This window comes from Acinetobacter sp. LipI_19 (assembly GCF_058242925.1).
This window is the reverse complement of record NZ_JBZAYK010000001.1, coordinates 2,896,909-2,914,158: the sequence shown is the minus strand read 5'-3', so window position 1 is coordinate 2,914,158 and position 17,250 is coordinate 2,896,909. Positions and strand designations below refer to the sequence as shown.

The following is a 17,250-nucleotide window of genomic DNA, read 5'->3' as shown; positions in this document are numbered from 1 at the left end:
ATAAAAGCAATACATACAGAATCAAGTTACGCCCATTTATATTGACATCATTCGAGTTTAGATTGCATGCGACACACCTATTTGTTGTTATTTTCATTGTATTGGGCACAGGGTTTACCTGTAGGATTTATGACGCATGCTTTACCAGTAATTTTGCGATCACAAGGCGTGTCATTGGCACATATCGGTGGCTTTGGATTACTCATGGCCCCTTGGGCAATTAAGATTTTGTGGGCGCCCTTTGTGGACAGTTTTGGACATGATTCCAAAGGGCATTATCGCAGTTGGATTATTCCAACCCAACTTTTAACCATTGCTATCTTGACCATTTTATCTTTTTTACCGATCCAATCCCTGAATGAACCGATCTATTTATTATTGTTTTTTATAGCTTTGCTCTGTATGAACAGTGTTGGTGCAACCCAAGATATTGCAACGGATGGCTTAGCCGTTAGTATTTTAAAAGGGGATCAGCAACATATCGGGAATATGATTCAAGTCATTGGCTCTCGTTTAGGATTTATTGTTGGGGGCGGGGCAATCTTATGGGCAATGGACTGGTTAAGTTGGCAAAGTACGTTTTTGATTTTAGCAGGAATTGTGGCTTTAAATACAATCCCTATTTGCTTTTACCACGAACCCAAACACTTGAAAAAGACTGCTTTAACACATTTACACGATGACGCTACACAGCACTTTATTGAAAAACTTAAAAGTTATTTAACTTATTTCTTTGTCAATAAAAAACTAAGAGCATGGTTCTTTGTGCTTTGTAGCATCAAAATAACTGATGGCTTTACAGGTCCAATAACTAAACCTTTGTTGGTTGATCTACAGCTGAGCCTTTCTCAAATCGGCATTTATATCACTATGTTAGGGGCATTTTCTGCATTATTGGGTGCAGGCTTGGCCAGTTTAATGTTAAAAAATCTAAAGCGTCAGCAAGCCTTAATCCTATTTTCTATTTTGAAATTGATCAGTTTAGCAGGGTTTGTGTGGTTAGCAGCTCAATATGAACAATCTCATTTTGTAGCACCGTGGTTAATTTATTTGATTAATGCTTTAGAAGATCTGTTTGCTGCAATGCTTTTAGTCATAATTTTAACATTAGTAATGCAATATAGCCGTCAAGAATATGCAGGTACAGATTTTACCTTTCAGGTCTCGATTATGGCAACAATCAGTGGGTTGTTGTATACCTTAAGTGGCATGATTGGCGATCAATTGGGATATTTTAATTATTTAAGTTTGATTTTAGTGATAGGCATTTTTTGTCAAATCCCTATAATATATTGGATCAAAAAGATTCATCATTCATAATATTATGAACTTAAATTTTGATAATAGCTATGATCAATATTTAATATGTAGTGTTATGGTTAGTCAGGTTTTGATTGAATTAAATAATTTTTCTTGGGAATAAATAAGCCCACAATGTATTATGAAAGTAAAATACATTGTATGGTTAATAAAGTTTAATTTATGTATAAATGTCTTTGATTTAATGTGGTTTTGTCTTTATTTTTTAATTAAATATTGATGTGTTTTGCATTGCTTGAAAAATAGAAAATTACTTTTTCGCCATTTTAAAATATGTAGAAATCAATTCGTGTATTATTACTTTTTTGGATTTAAAATAACTTTATCTCAAAAATATTAACTTTAAATGAATTATTGTGAATGGAATAAGCAGTATTATAATCTACGGGCTATAAAATAATACTCATTTTTTTTGTAGATGCTTTATTTGATTTTAATTTTCTCAGATCGTGAGAAATGTAAAGGTAGTTACAATTAAGATCAGTGGTGCAATATGCTTGGGAAAGTGCTTTTTAAGTTCAGTTTAAGCTTCATTTTTTAACTTAACCCCATTGAAAAGAGTATTGCCAAAGTAATGTCTAACTTAATACAGCGTATAAAACGACGTGAAGTCTCAATTTCCCTAACTGCTTTTAATTTTATTGTCGCAGTGTGGTTAGGCTTGTGCCTGAATTTTAGTTTTTTAAATAAGGTTCAGTCTCTAACGCCTTATCAGGGGATTAAAGCACAGCTGTTTCTGATCGCGACAGGTTTTGTGCTGGTTGCTTTATATAATCTATTATTACAAATTTTAGACTGGAAATGGACAGCAAAATTTTTTGCAATTGTCTTGGTATTCATTGGTGGATTTAGTGCTTATTTTGTCAACTCATTGGGTGTAGTCATTTCGCCTGATCAAATTCAAAATATGGTACAAACAGATCCTAGTGAAGTGTCAGACTTACTTTCTTTGCAATTTTTGGTTTGGACACTGGGATTTGTTGTTTTACCCATCATCATTATTTTTTGGGTAAAAATTAAACCAGAAAAAATTGGCAAAATATTATTATTTAAAAGCATAAATATTGCGGGCTCTTTCGCTGTAATTGCAGCATTATTATTTGTTTTCTATGTGGATTATGCTGCTATTTTTCGCGAGCATCGTGATTTAAAAGGCATGATTTCTCCGCAAAATGCAGTAGCTTCAACACTTTCTTATTTTCATAAAAAAGCACCGAAAAAAAATCTACCTTTGATTCGTTATGGTGAAGATGCACATTTAGTCGACGATGTTGCTTTACAACATAAACCTAAATTGATGGTTTTGGTAGTTGGTGAAACCGCACGTGCAGAGAGTTTTTCTTTAAATGGTTATGCAAAGAACACTAATCCTGAATTGTCCAAGCAGACGGGCCTAATTAATTTTTCTCAAGTCAGTTCTTGTGGTACAGCAACAGCAGTTTCAGTGCCTTGTATGTTTTCAGGTATGCCTCGTAAAAGCTATGATGAGCAACTGGCAAGTCATCGAGAGGGACTGCTTGATATCGCGCAACGCGCAGGTTACAAGGTAACGTGGATTGATAATAATTCAGGATGTAAAGGTGCTTGTGATCGCGTTGAGAAGTTTGTAATTCCTCAAAATTTAGAGAAAAAATGGTGTAAAGATGGCGAATGTCAAGATGGAATTTTAGTCGATAGCTTAAACCTATATTTAAGTCAATTGCCAAAAGATGATAAGCAAGCGCATTTGATTGTATTACATCAAATGGGAAGTCATGGACCCGCTTATTATAAACGTGCACCAAATGAATTCAAAAAATTCAAACCGACTTGTGAAACCAATGCGATACAAGGTTGTTCATCGACTGAATTGATTAATACTTATGATAATTCGATTGTCTATACAGATCATATTCTAAATCAAATGATTGAAACTTTAAAACAGCAACAAAACTATCGCACAGGTTTTTGGTATTTATCTGACCATGGTGAGTCTACAGGTGAACGTGGTATGTATTTGCATGGTGCACCTTATGCGATTGCGCCTACTCAACAAACCCATGTACCAATGGTGATGTGGTTTTCAGATGCTTGGAAATCTGTAGCAACAAAACAAATCAATTGTTTAAATCAACAAAAACAGGCAACATTGAGTCAAGATAATTTATTTCCAAGTCTTTTGAGTTTGTTAAATGTCCAAACTCAAGTCATAGATCAAAAAAATAATATGTTGCACCAGTGTGCTGTACAAAGCTGATTGAAAGGATATAAACCATGACCAAAATTTTGATGATAGAAGATGATTTTATGATTGCAGAATCATCTAAAACATTATTGAAATATCAGGGCTTTGATGTGGAATGGGTGAATAATGGTTTAGATGGCCTCAAGCTTATTTCTGAGAAACAATTTGATTTGGTCTTACTTGATTTAGGCTTGCCCATGATGGATGGGATGCAGGTCTTAAAGCAAATTCGTCAACGTTCAAGTTTACCTGTACTGATTATTTCAGCACGTGATCAATTACAAAATCGTGTTGAAGGTTTAAATCAAGGCGCGGATGATTATTTGATTAAGCCTTATGAGTTTGATGAGTTGGTAGCTCGTATCCATGCCTTATTACGTCGCACAGGTGATATAACAAAAGAAGTGATAGGAAACGCATCAAATTTATTGAAAAATGGTGAAATTGTTTTAGATGTTGAACAGCATATTGCAACTCTAAAAGGTGAAACAGTGGAACTTTCAAATCGTGAATGGGCGATTCTCATTCCGTTAATGACCCATCCCAATAAAATATTTTCTAAATCTAATTTAGAGGATAAATTGTATGCTTTTGATAGTGAAATCAACAGTAATACAATTGAAGTCTATGTACATCATATCCGATCAAAATTGGGTAAAGATATTATTCGTACAATTCGTGGATTAGGTTATCGTTTGGGGCAACCACAAAAAGCGGAATAACATGGAATCTGCATTTTCCTTAAGAAAACGTTTAATTCGTTATACATCTATTTTTAGTATTTTACTTGGTTGCGTGTTGGTTTTTTCAGCCTATAAAATTTCTTTAGAAGAGATTAATGAAATTTTAGATGCACAAATGGTCTATTTGGCAGAGCGAGTGGAATTAAATCCACGTGCTATTCAAAGTCATTTTGATATACATAAACGTTACCATGAAGAGGATTTATTTATTGATGTTTGGGCATATGCTGACCCAAGTCAAACCCAAAGTACGCCTCATCATGTCATCGTTGAACCTAAGCAGAAAGCAGGTTTTTATAGCCAAGAAACAGCGCATGGTACTTGGATTACCTATATCTTACCTACCACTAATTTTCAAATTCAAATCAGTCAACAGGAAAAAGTTAGAGAGCATTTGGCTTTAGAGCTGGCTGGAAGTATGTTTCTTCCCTATTTATTAATTATTCCTTTTGCCTTACTCGGTTTGGTTTATATTATTCGCCGTAGTTTAAAGCCCCTTGAAGACTTTAAATCTGAACTCGCAAAACGTGATTCAAATTCATTGGTTGCGATTCAAAATGAACATTATCCAGAAGAATTATTGCCTACAATTCAAGAAATGAATCATTTATTTGAGCGAATTTCTATTGCTCAGCAAGAACAGCGACAGTTTGTAGCAGATGCTGCACATGAGTTACGTACACCAATTACTGCCTTGAATCTGCAAACTAAAATTTTAATGAGCCAGTTTCCTGAAGAGGAAAATCTGAAAAATTTAAGTAAAGGTTTAGCACGGATGCAGCATCTAGTAACGCAACTGCTTGCCTTGGCAAAGCAAGATTCCTCATTGAGTCATGAAGTTCAAGTGACTCAATTTAAGCTGAATGATGTAGCACTTAATTGTGTAGAACAGTTGATGAATCTTGCAATGGAAAAAGATATCGATCTTGGCTTTGTACGTAATGAAATAGTGACTTTAAGAAGTGTAGAACATAGTCTTCATTCAATCATTTTTAATTTAATCGATAACGCAATAAAATATACACCTGTTTCAGGCATGATTAATATTTCAGTATTTGAAGATATTCATGGTTTTGCTTATGTTTTAATTGAGGATAGTGGTTCTGGAATTGATCCTGATATGTATGACAAAGTCTTAAAACGTTTTTATCGTGTACATCATCACTTGGAAGTGGGGAGTGGTTTGGGATTGTCGATCGTGGATAAAGCCATTCAACATTTAGGCGGTGAACTGTCTTTATCACGTAGTGAAGAATTGGGCGGACTCAGTGTTTTGGTCAAAATCCCAATTCAGTGCCATATCAAAACAGAAAAGTAAAATACTTAAAAAATAAATGATCCCATTTCTACATTAGCGGAAGGGGCTCATTTTTCTTCATATACTGAAAAAATTCTAAACATTTTTGCATTCTACGACCATCACTGCCAAGTTTACCCAAATTGAAATTTGCAACCCAATTGAGTTTATTTCCTATACGGCAAATCTCGTTGTATTTTGATTTACTTGGATAAATTTCTGCAATCAGGATATCGCACGCTTGTGCAAGCTCGTCATCATTAAAACGGAATGCTGTGGAGAAAATAAAGCATAACCAATCTCGAATTTGACAGGTTTCTAATTCGAGGACTTCCCCAGGATCAGTTTCAAAATCAATAAAAGTAAATGCTTTGTCCTTATTCACTAAAATATTTCGTGCAAACGCCTCACTCAAATAACTGTCTTTTTGGTGTACAGCTTGAATAGCAAAAATTGCTTCACGATAAAATTCAAGCTTTTTAGCAGTATTTCCTTCCATTTTTGCCAATGCTTGATCAAGTTGCATGACATCTTCACCGTGATCAGCAGCATCTTCAATCAATAGACCTTGTGAACAATTAGCTAAAATTTGTGGTGTTGGAATACCAAGTGAATTTAATTCTGTCAGACGATGTACTTCACAATAAATCGATTTGCTTCCACCATAATTTGGAATAGGGGTTAGTGCTTCAATATTGAGTATACGTGCAACCCATTTTAATGGGATATAAATCCAAGCCGAGTGGCGTTCAGAGGCTTTTTTAAGCCACACTTTGCCATCACCTAACTGATAAGACTGAATATTCTGGTCTTGAATTTTAAGCGAATTGCGGAGAAATTTAGAAAAATTACTCATATTTTGCACGTATAAGATTACTAAATTGGCACAAGTATAAACAAAATATAATAATTTGTAAAAATTAAGATTGGTTTAATAATTTAATATTTAAATTATGACAAAAATGTAATTCTTTTAGTGATGAATATAGCTAAGCATCACTTGATTTGGCATTTTAGATTGAAATAAAAATAGATGAGCGATCAAATAAACCAGAGTAATAGTAATTCGCTTTTAAATATCTGATGTATTTTTAGAGATGCATTTATAATAAAATAATTTTGTGCGATATATCATTTATAATTTTAGAGTCGTTATCTGGTAAATTTTTTATAAAATATACGATACACAATTAAGTTAAAAGTAAAAATAATCCAACCTGTCCAAAGGTTATGGCTAAGGAAATGCGCACCACGCATCATTTGCCCCCACCCCGTAATCAAGCCAAGTGTTAAACCTAGGGCTAGGAAAAGATAAGCAATTTTAGAATTTGATCGTCTAAATACAAAAAAACCTGTAAGCAATGAAAAACCTGTGCTGGCATGCCCACCAGGAAAGCAGCCTCCGTGGCTTGCAGAAAAATCCCAAACATAGCCTAGAGCGGTTTGCGCAGTCATAGACCAAGGGCAGGCATGAGCTGAGTGGGATTTGAAAATGCCAATTACTGCTGTGGATAAAACACTGACAATGAACAAATAGCCCAATTGCCATTGATACGATTTTAATTTCGCAACTTTAAAAGAAGCAATCCATGAAATGAATACTGTAATATAGAAGGCAATGATAATATGTTTAAGCAACTTGTGATTAACTTCAATAAGAAACCAATTGTTCTTGAGTGGAAAATGACCAGTACTATCTATCCACGGTTGGATAAAATACATATCGATTGCACCACCCACGGGAAAGACAAAGAACAATATTAAAAATAATATTCCTAACAATAAACTGTTACTTAAGAAAAATTTATTTGAGTCGCAATAAGACATGTGTTGTTTTGCTCAATTTAAATATTTTAATCTGCGTGTATTAGAAAAAAACAAACTTAAACTAAGCTTAATGATTATATAATTGGAATTTTATAAATTGATCTATTAATAAATAGAAACATCAACGATTATTTTAAGATGGTTTTTGTAAGTAACTGCTCTTGAGAATGAATAAGCTTATTTTAAAAATTTTATTTTTAAATTATTGTATAGTCATTTAGATGCTATAAAAAGCGGCTTTTCAGCCGCAAAATTTATAAAAAATAAAACCTGCTGGTATAAACGATTAAAACATTGCATCCTCAGAGTTTGCAGAAATTTTATGAATTGATAAATCTGCACCTCGAAACTCTTCTTCTTGTGTTAAACGAATACCCATAGTCGCTTTAAGTATACCATATACAGCAAATCCACCAGCTAAAGCCAGTAAAATGGCAAGTAGCGTACCTATTATCTGAGACATCAAAGATACTCCCCCGATCCCTCCCAACCACTGCTGACCAAATAGACCCACAGCAATACCACCAAATGCACCACAAACCCCATGTAATGGCCAAACACCGAGTACATCATCAACTTTGAGTTTATTTTGTGTATAGGTAAACAGTTTAACAAACAGAAAACCGGCACAGATACCAATAAATAAAGCGCCAATTGGATGAACCACATCAGAACCTGCACAGATTGCCACCAAGCCTGCTAAGGGGCCATTATGTAAAAACCCCGGATCTTCTTTTCCAAAGAAATTTGCAGAAAGTGTGCCGCCTACCATTGCCATGAGTGAGTTCATAGCGACTAAACCTGAGATTGCATCTAAGCGTTGAGCACTCATGACATTAAAGCCAAACCAACCAACAATTAAGATCCAAGAACCGAGTGCTAAGAAAGGAATAGAAGAGGGGGGATGTGCACTAACGCGACCATCTTTTTTATAGCGCCCATGACGTGCACCAAGTAGTAACACTGCTGCAAGTGCAATCCAGCCACCCATCGCATGTACCACAACAGAACCGGCAAAATCATGGAAGCTAGCACCAAACGTATCCGCTAACCACTTTTGTAAGCCGAGATTACCATTCCATGCGATCCCTTCAAAAAAAGGATAAACCAGCGCCACAATAAACAGGGTCGCAATGGCTTGAGAACGCATTTTGGCACGTTCTGCAATGCCACCAGAAACAATGGCGGGGATTGCTGCAGCAAAGGTCAAAAGAAAAAAACAACGCATCAAATTGTAGCCATGCTCAGTTGAAAGCGTAGTACCTGTATGAAAAAAATGTTGGCCATAGGCAATGTAATAACCAACAAAGAAGTAGGCGATTGCTGAGATTGAAAAGTCAGTAATAATTTTACTGAGTGCATTGACTTGATTTTTATGGCGAACTGTTCCCAGCTCTAAAAAAGCAAAGCCTGCATGCATAGCGAGTACAAGCACTGCGCCAAGCAAGAGAAAGAGTAGATCAACGTTTTGCATATACGATTCTTTTTGGTGCTATCTGTCACAAATTGGTTCAAGTATAACCAACGATTTGAATCCGTGAAGTGTTTGGCTGTAAGAAAAAATAGATCAACAATTTCAAAATATTATTAAGACTCGATATAAAGCAAAAGCATGCACTATATTGGAATTTATGCACTAACTTGATGCAATAAGATATTCTGGTTTATTTTTAAGATACTGATAATTATTGATTTTTATTTATCGTGTTTCACCTTAGACCCAGCCTGTCTAATTTGAATCTAAAAACAAACCGATAAATGATTGAGTTAAAATTAAAAAATAACTTAATGACCAATTTTTGCATACACCCACACTGCAAGCTTGATTTCTGTATTCGAAATGGTTTCTTTGAAATTTTTGACCGTTCCATTGATTGGTTTTTTGAAACTTTGCATTTTAAAAAATTTGTATGGCCGTTTTCTCAAGTACTTGCGGAGTCGCTGCATAATTAAGCGAGCCCAAAAATAGTAATAGAACACCACTGCTGAATATTATTATATTTTTCATAATCATATCGATTTTTTTGTGATTGAATTATCTGTATTTTAAAATATGTATTTTATCAAGCTTTTGTTGTCATGCTATTGTATTTATCTTCTGGTTTAATTAACATTTTGGGAACATCTAACTTATATCATTATAAATTTCAAATGGTTGGTCTTTTATTGGGGGTTTTAATGAGTTGTAAATAAATGTTTAAGATAAAATAAATTTGCGATTAAACAATTAATGACGTGTACAAAAATGATGGTGTCTAAAACATATTCCAATTTTTTAGTGTATTTAATAGCACTCTTTGGTTTCTGTCTATTTGCTGAATCAGTGAGTGCGCAGTCCAATCAATATAAAATCTATAGATCTAAAGTGTTGCAGTGTGGAGAAGCAACTTTTCAAGTTATTTCGCAATGTGATGATTCTAACGAAGGTGCAGAGTCAGGTAGTGCGGGTCCTTTTCGAGCATCATGTTTATCGAGTCAATTAGCGGTAAACTGGAAAGGTCAGCAAAAGATACTGAATTTTCCCATGACAACAGCACAGCAAAAGAAAATATTAGTAAGTAAAGGCTATGCTTTAAAACCTGAGATCAAAGTAGGGGATTGGTCACCACAAAGTTTAGCTTGTGGTCAGGCTGCTGGTATTGCGGGGCATTTTGTAGTGGTCAATCAGGCGACCACCAACGATATTAATCAAGAATATCACGGCAAAGGTTCATTGAGTGATGAACCCATTTTGCTGAATTTAAACGGGACTTTTACCAGTGAAACACTTAAAGTAAAAATCTATGCTTTATTCAAACAAGACCAAGTAAAGATTTCTAAAGTGATTGGGGCAAATGCGATTTTTGCGGATGAAAAATAGATTTAACAGAGATAAATCCGTTTAATTTTATCATCTGTTAAGAAGAAAGCAGATGCAGCACAGGTTTCTTCGAGGACACTGACTGAAACACCATTACCCTTAAACTTTAAATAATGTTTAGGGTCAATCTGTTCGTTAGCAATAATATCGCCATTTTTTCCAAAGCGATATTCTTCATCGACATAGATATTTGTTTTAGGCGCGACTTCGAACTTAGCAAAAATATCTAAATCATCACCTTCTTCATTATTTTGATAATAATAAACTTTATCACTGTCCGAAATACGGAATTCAAACAGATATTTCATGCCCTTTTTATTGGGATTCTTTAAGACTTGGAAAGCATCTCGTTTTCCATCTCCATCAAAATCGATGAGTAATGGCTTTTTGAGATATGTCGTATCGACTAAATAACCTTGAGGGAGCAGTGTTGGATTATTGACGAGGTGGTCTGGCTCAGGATGAGCAGCAATCTCAATAGGTTCTACTGTGGTTTCAGTTGATTGGGGGCTTTCTTGTTTGGTTGGCTTGCTTTCAGTTGATGTGCTGGGCTTCTCATGACAGCCAATAAGAAAAATAAGGGTGATGCATAATAAGATTTTGTTTTTCATAGAATTTGAATCATTCAATGATTTTGAATGTTGAAGATTCTATCTTAAAAATTGATTTTTTGATGCTCAATGTCCTAAATTGGAGATATCATCGTGTGTTTTATCACATGCCAGTTTGCTGTCCATACTGATTTATCACCACAATGGGGAATATTTTGAACGCATCAAATTCTGATCAAGCTTCATCAGTCGTGATTACAGGAGGTACACGTGGAATTGGTTTTGCTTTGGCAGAAGCTTTTTTAAAGTTAGGTTGGTCTGTGATGATTTCGGCACGAAATGCACAACAGTTAAATCAAGTTGTTGCAGGCTTTGCGCAACGCTATGCACCAAATCGAATTTATGGGGTGACCTGTGATGTGGTTCAATATGAAGATTTACACAACTTATGGGAAGAAACAGTTTTAAGATTTGGTCAGGTCAATGTTTGGATTAACAATGCCGGTACCTGTAATGCAGCAAGAGCATTTACCGAGATTGCTAGCTCAGACTTGGAAAGTGTAATCAAAACTAATGTGCTTGGTTCGATGTTGGGTTCGCAAGTGGCTTTAAAAGGAATGATGCAGCAAGGTTTTGGGCAAATTTTTAATATGGAAGGTTGGGGTAGTCGTGGTGAATGGAGTGCGGGGATGACGCCTTATGCAACCAGTAAACGAGCAGTTGCTTATCTGAATCATGCTTTAAATAAAAAAACCAAAAATAGTAATATTTTGATTGGAACGCTCAGCCCCGGAATGGTGGCAACAGATTTATTGATTTCTTCTTGGCAACAAGGTGAAGTTAAAAATTGGCATAAAATGAAATGGTTATTTATGTTTGTGATTGACCCACCTGAGCAAGTGTGTGGTTATTTGGCACAACGCATCAGTAAGAATAAGAAGAGCAATGCGCGTATTGTCTGGATGACACCGTGGCGTTTGTTGCTTCGATTTTTCCAACCTTATTATTGGAAAAGAAATCCTGTAGAGGGGACAGCTTTGGATCAGCTTAAGGAATAGTGGTTTTATGGAAGTCCCCTCTCCCCGTGGGAGAGGGTTAGGGTGAGGGAAAATAAAATGAAGCTAAACCCCAAATTATTAAAATACGCTAAATCTATGTGACACGATGCCACAAATGCGGAACATTTTATGTGGCAACTTTTACGAGCTCAACGATTTATGAATTTAAAGTTTCGTCGTCAGCATGTGATTGAGCCTTATATCGTCGATTTTTTCTGTCATGAATTGGGCTTAGTGGTTGAGTTGGATGGTGGGCAACATAATACAGATGTGGGCGTAGCTTATGATAATGGAAGAACTCAGTTTTTAGAGGCTTTGGGGCTTAAAGTTATTCGTTATTGGAATGATGATGTATTAAATCGCAGTGAGGTGGTATTGGCGGATTTGTGGAATATCTGTATTGAGTTGAAAGACACCTCTCCCTAACCCTCTCCTGAAAAGAGAGGGAACCTCTTTGTGTATCGAATAACTATTCAATTCTCAAAGAGTGTTTCTTCCACATTTTAGGGAAGATTGAGGTTGTGGAATTTATGCACACATTTTTAGTTACTTCTCTTTAACCCGCTGCTGAAAGGAGAGGGAGCTTCATTGTGTATCGAATAATTATTAAACTCTCAAAGAGTGTCTCTGCCACATTTTTGGGAAGATTGAGGTTGTGGAGTTTATGCAAATATTTTAAGTCATTTCTCTTTAATTCTCTGTTGAAAGGAGAGAAACCTATTGTGTATCAAATAACGATAAAATTAGTAATGGAAGTCCCCTCTCCCTGTGGGAGAGGGCTAGGGTGAGGGTAATTTTTGAAAAATTAGAGTGTATCAATTCGCTTTATTTTGATAACTGATCTTTAAGTTAAATGGATATGAAATTGTTGAATGCTGTACGGAAAAACATCATCGATCAAGTATTTCTAAATCATCTTTCATTATGAGTAAAATAAACTCTTCAAAACTATTACAAACCTTATTATGCGTATTACAGATTTCATAAATGCCTAATTCATTGCCATATTCGTCTAGTTTTACTGCATACGCGGTAATCCAGAGTAAGAACTCAGAGAATACAAAACAATTTGCATGAGGAAAGTTTTCAATCCCTTTTAAATCTTTTACAGGTCTAAATTCAGCTAAAGTAAAAAATGAAAATCCTTCATTATTACAATTCATCTCACCTGAACCATTACAAAGTGTAAAATACGCTTTCAAAATTTGCGGAAGCTTGAGCTTATATTGTTGTTCAAATTGTTCGACCTCAATCAAGGTTGCAGGTTCTTTGATTTCTAAATTTTGCTTTAAAAGATATTCTTTAAATTCTTCTATAATATTCATTATTTTACTCAAAAAAAGAAGGAAGCATAATTAAGCTTCCTTCTTTAGAGGCAAAATTGCAAGCTTAGCTTAAAGCGCCGCAATCTGCTCCATATTGGCTTTAATCTTAGCTAACTGATCTACAAATTCAGCAAGTTTAACCTTTTCACCTTCAACAACCGCAGCAGGTGCTTTAGCCACAAAGCCTTCATTTGCAAGTTTAGAAGCAATTTGGTCATGCTGTTTTTGAACCTTGTCTAAGTCTTTTTGCAAGCGAGCAAGTTCTGCTTTTGGATCAATCAAGCCTTTCATTGGTACAAATACAGACACATGACCAACAACAGAAGATGAAGATAATGGTGGTTGCTCAGCTTCGGTTAAGAAGGTAATGCTTTCAACTTTAGCCAATGCTTTAAACAATGGTTCAATACGTGCAATCTGTGCTTTTTCAGCATCAGTCGCGTTTTGAAGCAATACAGGCAATAAACGTGCATTACCTAAGCCCATTTCACCACGAATATTACGTACAGCACCAATCAAGCCTTGTAACCCAAGCATATCTGCTTCAGCCTGTTCATTGACACGTTCAGGGTTAGGAACAGGGTACGGCGCAAGCATGATGGTTTCACCATCAATACCAATCATTGGTGCCAGGGTCTGCCAAATTTCTTCAGTTAAGAATGGCATGATTGGATGTGCAAGACGTAAAGACGCTTCCATTACAGAAAGAAGGACACGACGAACTTCTGCTTTACGCTCAGTCGATACTTTTTCATCATTTAGTACTGGTTTGGTCAGTTCTACATACCAGTCACAGTATTCATTCCAGATGAACTCATAAATTGCTTGAGCAGCTAAATCTAAACGGTAGGTTGCAAACGCTTGTTGAACGGCAGCTTCCGCTTTTTGTAAACGGCTGACAATCCATTGTTCAGGAAGTTCCCAAAGATCTTGACGGATTTCCTGACCAATTGGCTGTTGTTCACAGTTCATCATCACGAAACGGGTTGCGTTCCAGATTTTGTTGGCAAAGTTACGATAGCCTTCAACACGTTTCATATCGAACTTAATGTCACGTCCAGTATTGGCAAGTGCACAGAAAGTAAAACGAACCGCATCTGTACCGTAAGCTTGAATACCTTCAGGGAATTCTTTACGTGTAGATTTCTCAATTTTTGGTGCATCTTTAGGGTTCATTAAACCAGTGGTACGTTTTTGTACTAAGGTTTCAAGATCTACACCATCAATCAAATCTAATGGGTCGAGTACGTTCCCTTTAGATTTAGACATTTTTTGACCTTCACCGTCACGAACCAAACCATGTACATATACAGTTTTAAATGGAACTTGCGGTGTACCATCTTCATTTTTCATGAAGTGCATGGTCATCATGATCATTCGGGCAACCCAGAAGAAAATGATGTCAAAACCAGTAACCAATACATCCGTTGGATGGAATGTATTTAAGAAATAGTTTTCTTTATCTTTTGCTTCATCTCCGGTCCAACCCAGTGTAGAGAATGTCCAAAGACCTGAAGAGAACCATGTATCCAGTACATCTTCATCTTGGTTTAATTCAATATCAGCAGTGATATTGTTTTTTTCACGAACTTCTTCTTCAGAACGACCAACATAAATGTTGCCTTCTGCATCGTACCAAGCTGGGATACGGTGACCCCACCACAATTGACGAGAAATACACCAGTCTTGAATGTTGTTCATCCAAGCCATATACATATTGCTGTATTGTTCAGGCACAAATTTGATATCGCCGTCTTTTACTGCTTTGATTGCAGGCTCTGCAAGAGGCGCAATCTTGACATACCATTGGTCGGTCAATAATGGTTCAATGATCACACCTGAACGGTCACCACGTGGTGGTTTCAGCGTATACGGTTGAATTTGGTCTAACCAACCTTCAGCTTCAGCTTGTGCAACCAATTTTTTGCGTGCAGCAAAGCGCTCTAAACCAATATAGTCAGCTGGTGCTGGGATGGTTTTAGAAATCGCTTCGCCAGCTTTTGCGATAAACTCAAAATCAGCTAAAACTTCGGCATTTTTGTTGAAAATGTTGATGATTGCGAGTTCACAACGTTTGCCCACTTCATAGTCATTGAAGTCATGTGCAGGGGTGATTTTTACACAGCCTGTACCGAATTCTTTATCAACATATTCATCTTTAACAATTGCAACCGCACGACCCGTAATTGGTAAGATAATATTTTTACCAACAAGATGTGCATAGCGTTCGTCATCTGGAGCAACTGCAACCGCAGTATCACCCAGTAATGTTTCTGGACGGGTTGTTGCAACCACTAAATAATCGTGACCGTCTTGAGTACGTAGAGACTTATCTTCAAAGAAGTATTTGAAGTGCCACAATGAACCTTGTTCTTCTTTATCTGATTCAACTTCTAGGTCTGAAAGTGCAGTTTGTAGTTTAGGATCCCAGTTTACCAAGCGTTTGCCACGGTAAATCAAACCTTGTTCATGCAGTTTTACAAATACTTCCTTAACAGCATTTGACAGGCCATCATCCATGGTGAAACGTTCACGTGACCAATCTACAGATGAGCCAAGACGACGAATTTGACGGGTAATTGTACCGCCAGATTGTTCTTTCCATTCCCAAATTTTGTCGATGAACTTTTCACGGCCTAAGTCATGACGACTAATATCTTGAGCTGCCAATTGACGCTCAACCACCATTTGAGTTGCAATACCCGCATGGTCAGTACCCGGTTGCCATAAAGTATTTTTGCCTGACATTCGGTTGTAACGTGTCAAGGCATCCATGATGGCATTGTTAAAACCATGACCCATGTGCAAGCTACCTGTGACGTTCGGTGGCGGAATCATGATACAGAATGAATCGCCTTTACGAGACGGCTGGAAATAACCTTTCTCTTCCCAAGTCTTGTACCATTTTTTCTCGATCTCGGTAGGATCGTAGGTTGTAGCAATATTTTGCGCTGAATCAGTCATAGTAAAAACAGATCAAAAGTAAGTAAAAAATTGCATTCATTGTAGCAAATATTCATTAGGAATGTTGATTCCTGTTATGGCATATTTATCTTGAATTGAATGCAGCAATCAAAACATGAGAATACAAGATGCATTTGTTGTTTTTATTGATCTTAAATATGACAAATGTTGGATATTGTGGGGTTTTAACTGAGTCATATTTACAAATGCGTGTTTTAGATATTTGATTTGTTGAGAGTATTTGTGATTGATATTCAACAAATAGCAGTGGTTAAAGACAATGCAAGATATTTCAAGTTTTGCTAAGATCAAAATTGAATAGGACAAAACAACAAAAGGACACATAACAATGCAGTATAAAATCGATTTATTGATTAAACAGCAAACGTACCAAGAGTTAAAAAGCATTACCCAAAGTTTGAATCATGGTGAAAAAAGAGATCTAGCAAAACAATTAGGTAATGTCTTTACGGAAATGTCATGCCAAGTGCTGGATCAGGTTTTTGGAACCTTACTTGATGAACAACGTAAAAATGATGCACTAGATGCAACAGGGAAGAAAAAGCTCAAAGAAGCTGAACAGATTTTTGATCAGATTGAAGGGGCATTAAAAAAATATATGCCGTGGTCAATTTCCTTTTTTAGTAATGATCGTCTAAAGCCTGTGGCAAACCATATTCTTAAAAAGTTTGAAGATTCAGATGCAACTGAAGTGGTGATGTATTACCAATTAGACCGTAGCTTAGGGCAAGAAGCGACTAGCAATATTCAAAAGGTCATTCAAGGGGATACCAGTGCTTTGCCTGTGACACTAAAAAATTTGGTTAAAATTATTGACCTCGGTGTATCAGAATTTATCCGTGACCCTAAGACTTTGTTAAAATTTAACTTTGTGGTCGATAAAACCTTAAATGGTGTGATTAATATGATCACCAGTACTGGCTATAAACGCTTAGAAAAAGTTGGCGATGAATACAATCCTCGCAATGTAGAAAAGGCGCAACATTATGCAGAACATTTTAAAAAGTTTTTAGTTGAAGGTTAGTTTTTAAAAGCAAATCACTTGATTGATTTGGTGGGT

13 protein-coding genes and 1 pseudogene are annotated in these 17,250 nt (G+C 36.1%); 8 read left to right on the top strand and 6 right to left on the bottom strand.

Annotated elements, in window-relative coordinates; translation table 11 throughout:
• Window positions 1–66: 66 nt before the first annotated feature.
• The 4 genes from AC4CVF_RS14175 (at window position 67) to AC4CVF_RS14160 (ending at window position 5,605) form a co-directional block, all read left to right on the top strand.
• Complete coding sequence (locus AC4CVF_RS14175; RefSeq protein ID WP_490789624.1) at window positions 67–1,320, top strand: MFS transporter; 1,254 nt, start codon at window positions 67–69, stop codon at window positions 1,318–1,320.
• A 574-nt stretch (window positions 1,321–1,894) separates the two neighbouring features.
• Window positions 1,895–3,556 (top strand): phosphoethanolamine transferase, encoded by a 1,662-nt coding sequence (locus tag AC4CVF_RS14170; protein ID WP_336952813.1) that lies wholly within the window; start codon window positions 1,895–1,897, stop codon window positions 3,554–3,556.
• 17 nt (window positions 3,557–3,573) lie between these two features.
• On the top strand, window positions 3,574–4,266 hold the full coding sequence (locus AC4CVF_RS14165) for a response regulator transcription factor (RefSeq protein WP_336952811.1): 693 nt from the start codon (window positions 3,574–3,576) through the stop codon (window positions 4,264–4,266).
• 1 nt (window position 4,267) lies between these two features.
• Entirely contained in the window at window positions 4,268–5,605 is a 1,338-nt protein-coding gene (locus AC4CVF_RS14160) for an ATP-binding protein (protein ID WP_336952810.1), read from the top strand.
• 28 nt (window positions 5,606–5,633) lie between these two features.
• Here AC4CVF_RS14160 and AC4CVF_RS14155 read toward each other — a convergent pair whose 3' ends face one another.
• The 3 genes from AC4CVF_RS14155 to AC4CVF_RS14145 all read right to left on the bottom strand — a co-directional run bounded on the left by AC4CVF_RS14155 (window position 5,634) and on the right by AC4CVF_RS14145 (window position 8,885).
• Window positions 5,634–6,440: a BUD32 family EKC/KEOPS complex subunit gene (locus AC4CVF_RS14155; RefSeq protein ID WP_336952808.1), complete on the bottom strand. Its 807-nt coding sequence runs from the start codon at window positions 6,438–6,440 to the stop codon at window positions 5,634–5,636.
• Between the two features lie 296 nt (window positions 6,441–6,736).
• A complete protein-coding gene (locus AC4CVF_RS14150) occupies window positions 6,737–7,411 on the bottom strand; it encodes a phosphatase PAP2 family protein (protein WP_419819550.1) in 675 nt (224 codons plus the stop codon).
• Between the two features lie 286 nt (window positions 7,412–7,697).
• On the bottom strand, window positions 7,698–8,885 hold the full coding sequence (locus AC4CVF_RS14145) for an ammonium transporter (protein ID WP_336952805.1): 1,188 nt from the start codon (window positions 8,883–8,885) through the stop codon (window positions 7,698–7,700).
• Between the two features lie 771 nt (window positions 8,886–9,656).
• Here AC4CVF_RS14145 and AC4CVF_RS14140 point away from each other — a divergent pair.
• Window positions 9,657–10,271, top strand: a complete 615-nt coding sequence (locus AC4CVF_RS14140; RefSeq protein ID WP_490789623.1) for a hypothetical protein — start codon at window positions 9,657–9,659, stop codon at window positions 10,269–10,271.
• Window positions 10,272–10,273: 2 nt separating this feature from the next.
• Here the strand turns inward: AC4CVF_RS14140 and AC4CVF_RS14135 are convergent, their stop codons facing one another.
• Complete coding sequence (locus tag AC4CVF_RS14135; RefSeq protein WP_490789622.1) at window positions 10,274–10,882, bottom strand: hypothetical protein; 609 nt, start codon at window positions 10,880–10,882, stop codon at window positions 10,274–10,276.
• A gap of 155 nt (window positions 10,883–11,037) precedes the next feature.
• On the opposite strand from AC4CVF_RS14135, the gene AC4CVF_RS14130 reads away from it, so the two are divergent.
• Together AC4CVF_RS14130 and AC4CVF_RS14125 are read left to right on the top strand one after the other, a co-directional pair.
• On the top strand, window positions 11,038–11,880 hold the full coding sequence (locus tag AC4CVF_RS14130; protein WP_490789621.1) for an SDR family NAD(P)-dependent oxidoreductase: 843 nt from the start codon (window positions 11,038–11,040) through the stop codon (window positions 11,878–11,880).
• Between the two features lie 57 nt (window positions 11,881–11,937).
• Window positions 11,938–12,306 (top strand): annotated as a pseudogene (locus AC4CVF_RS14125) (endonuclease domain-containing protein).
• Between the two features lie 464 nt (window positions 12,307–12,770).
• Here the strand turns inward: AC4CVF_RS14125 and AC4CVF_RS14120 are convergent.
• Window positions 12,771–13,205 (bottom strand): SMI1/KNR4 family protein, encoded by a 435-nt coding sequence (locus tag AC4CVF_RS14120; RefSeq protein WP_336952801.1) that lies wholly within the window; start codon window positions 13,203–13,205, stop codon window positions 12,771–12,773.
• A gap of 69 nt (window positions 13,206–13,274) precedes the next feature.
• Window positions 13,275–16,169, bottom strand: coding sequence for a valine--tRNA ligase (locus AC4CVF_RS14115; RefSeq protein WP_419327604.1), 2,895 nt, complete (start codon window positions 16,167–16,169; stop codon window positions 13,275–13,277).
• A gap of 349 nt (window positions 16,170–16,518) precedes the next feature.
• Between AC4CVF_RS14115 and AC4CVF_RS14110 the strand changes: the two genes are divergently transcribed.
• Window positions 16,519–17,214: a hypothetical protein gene (locus tag AC4CVF_RS14110; protein WP_004722586.1), complete on the top strand. Its 696-nt coding sequence runs from the start codon at window positions 16,519–16,521 to the stop codon at window positions 17,212–17,214.
• Window positions 17,215–17,250 lie beyond the last annotated feature (36 nt).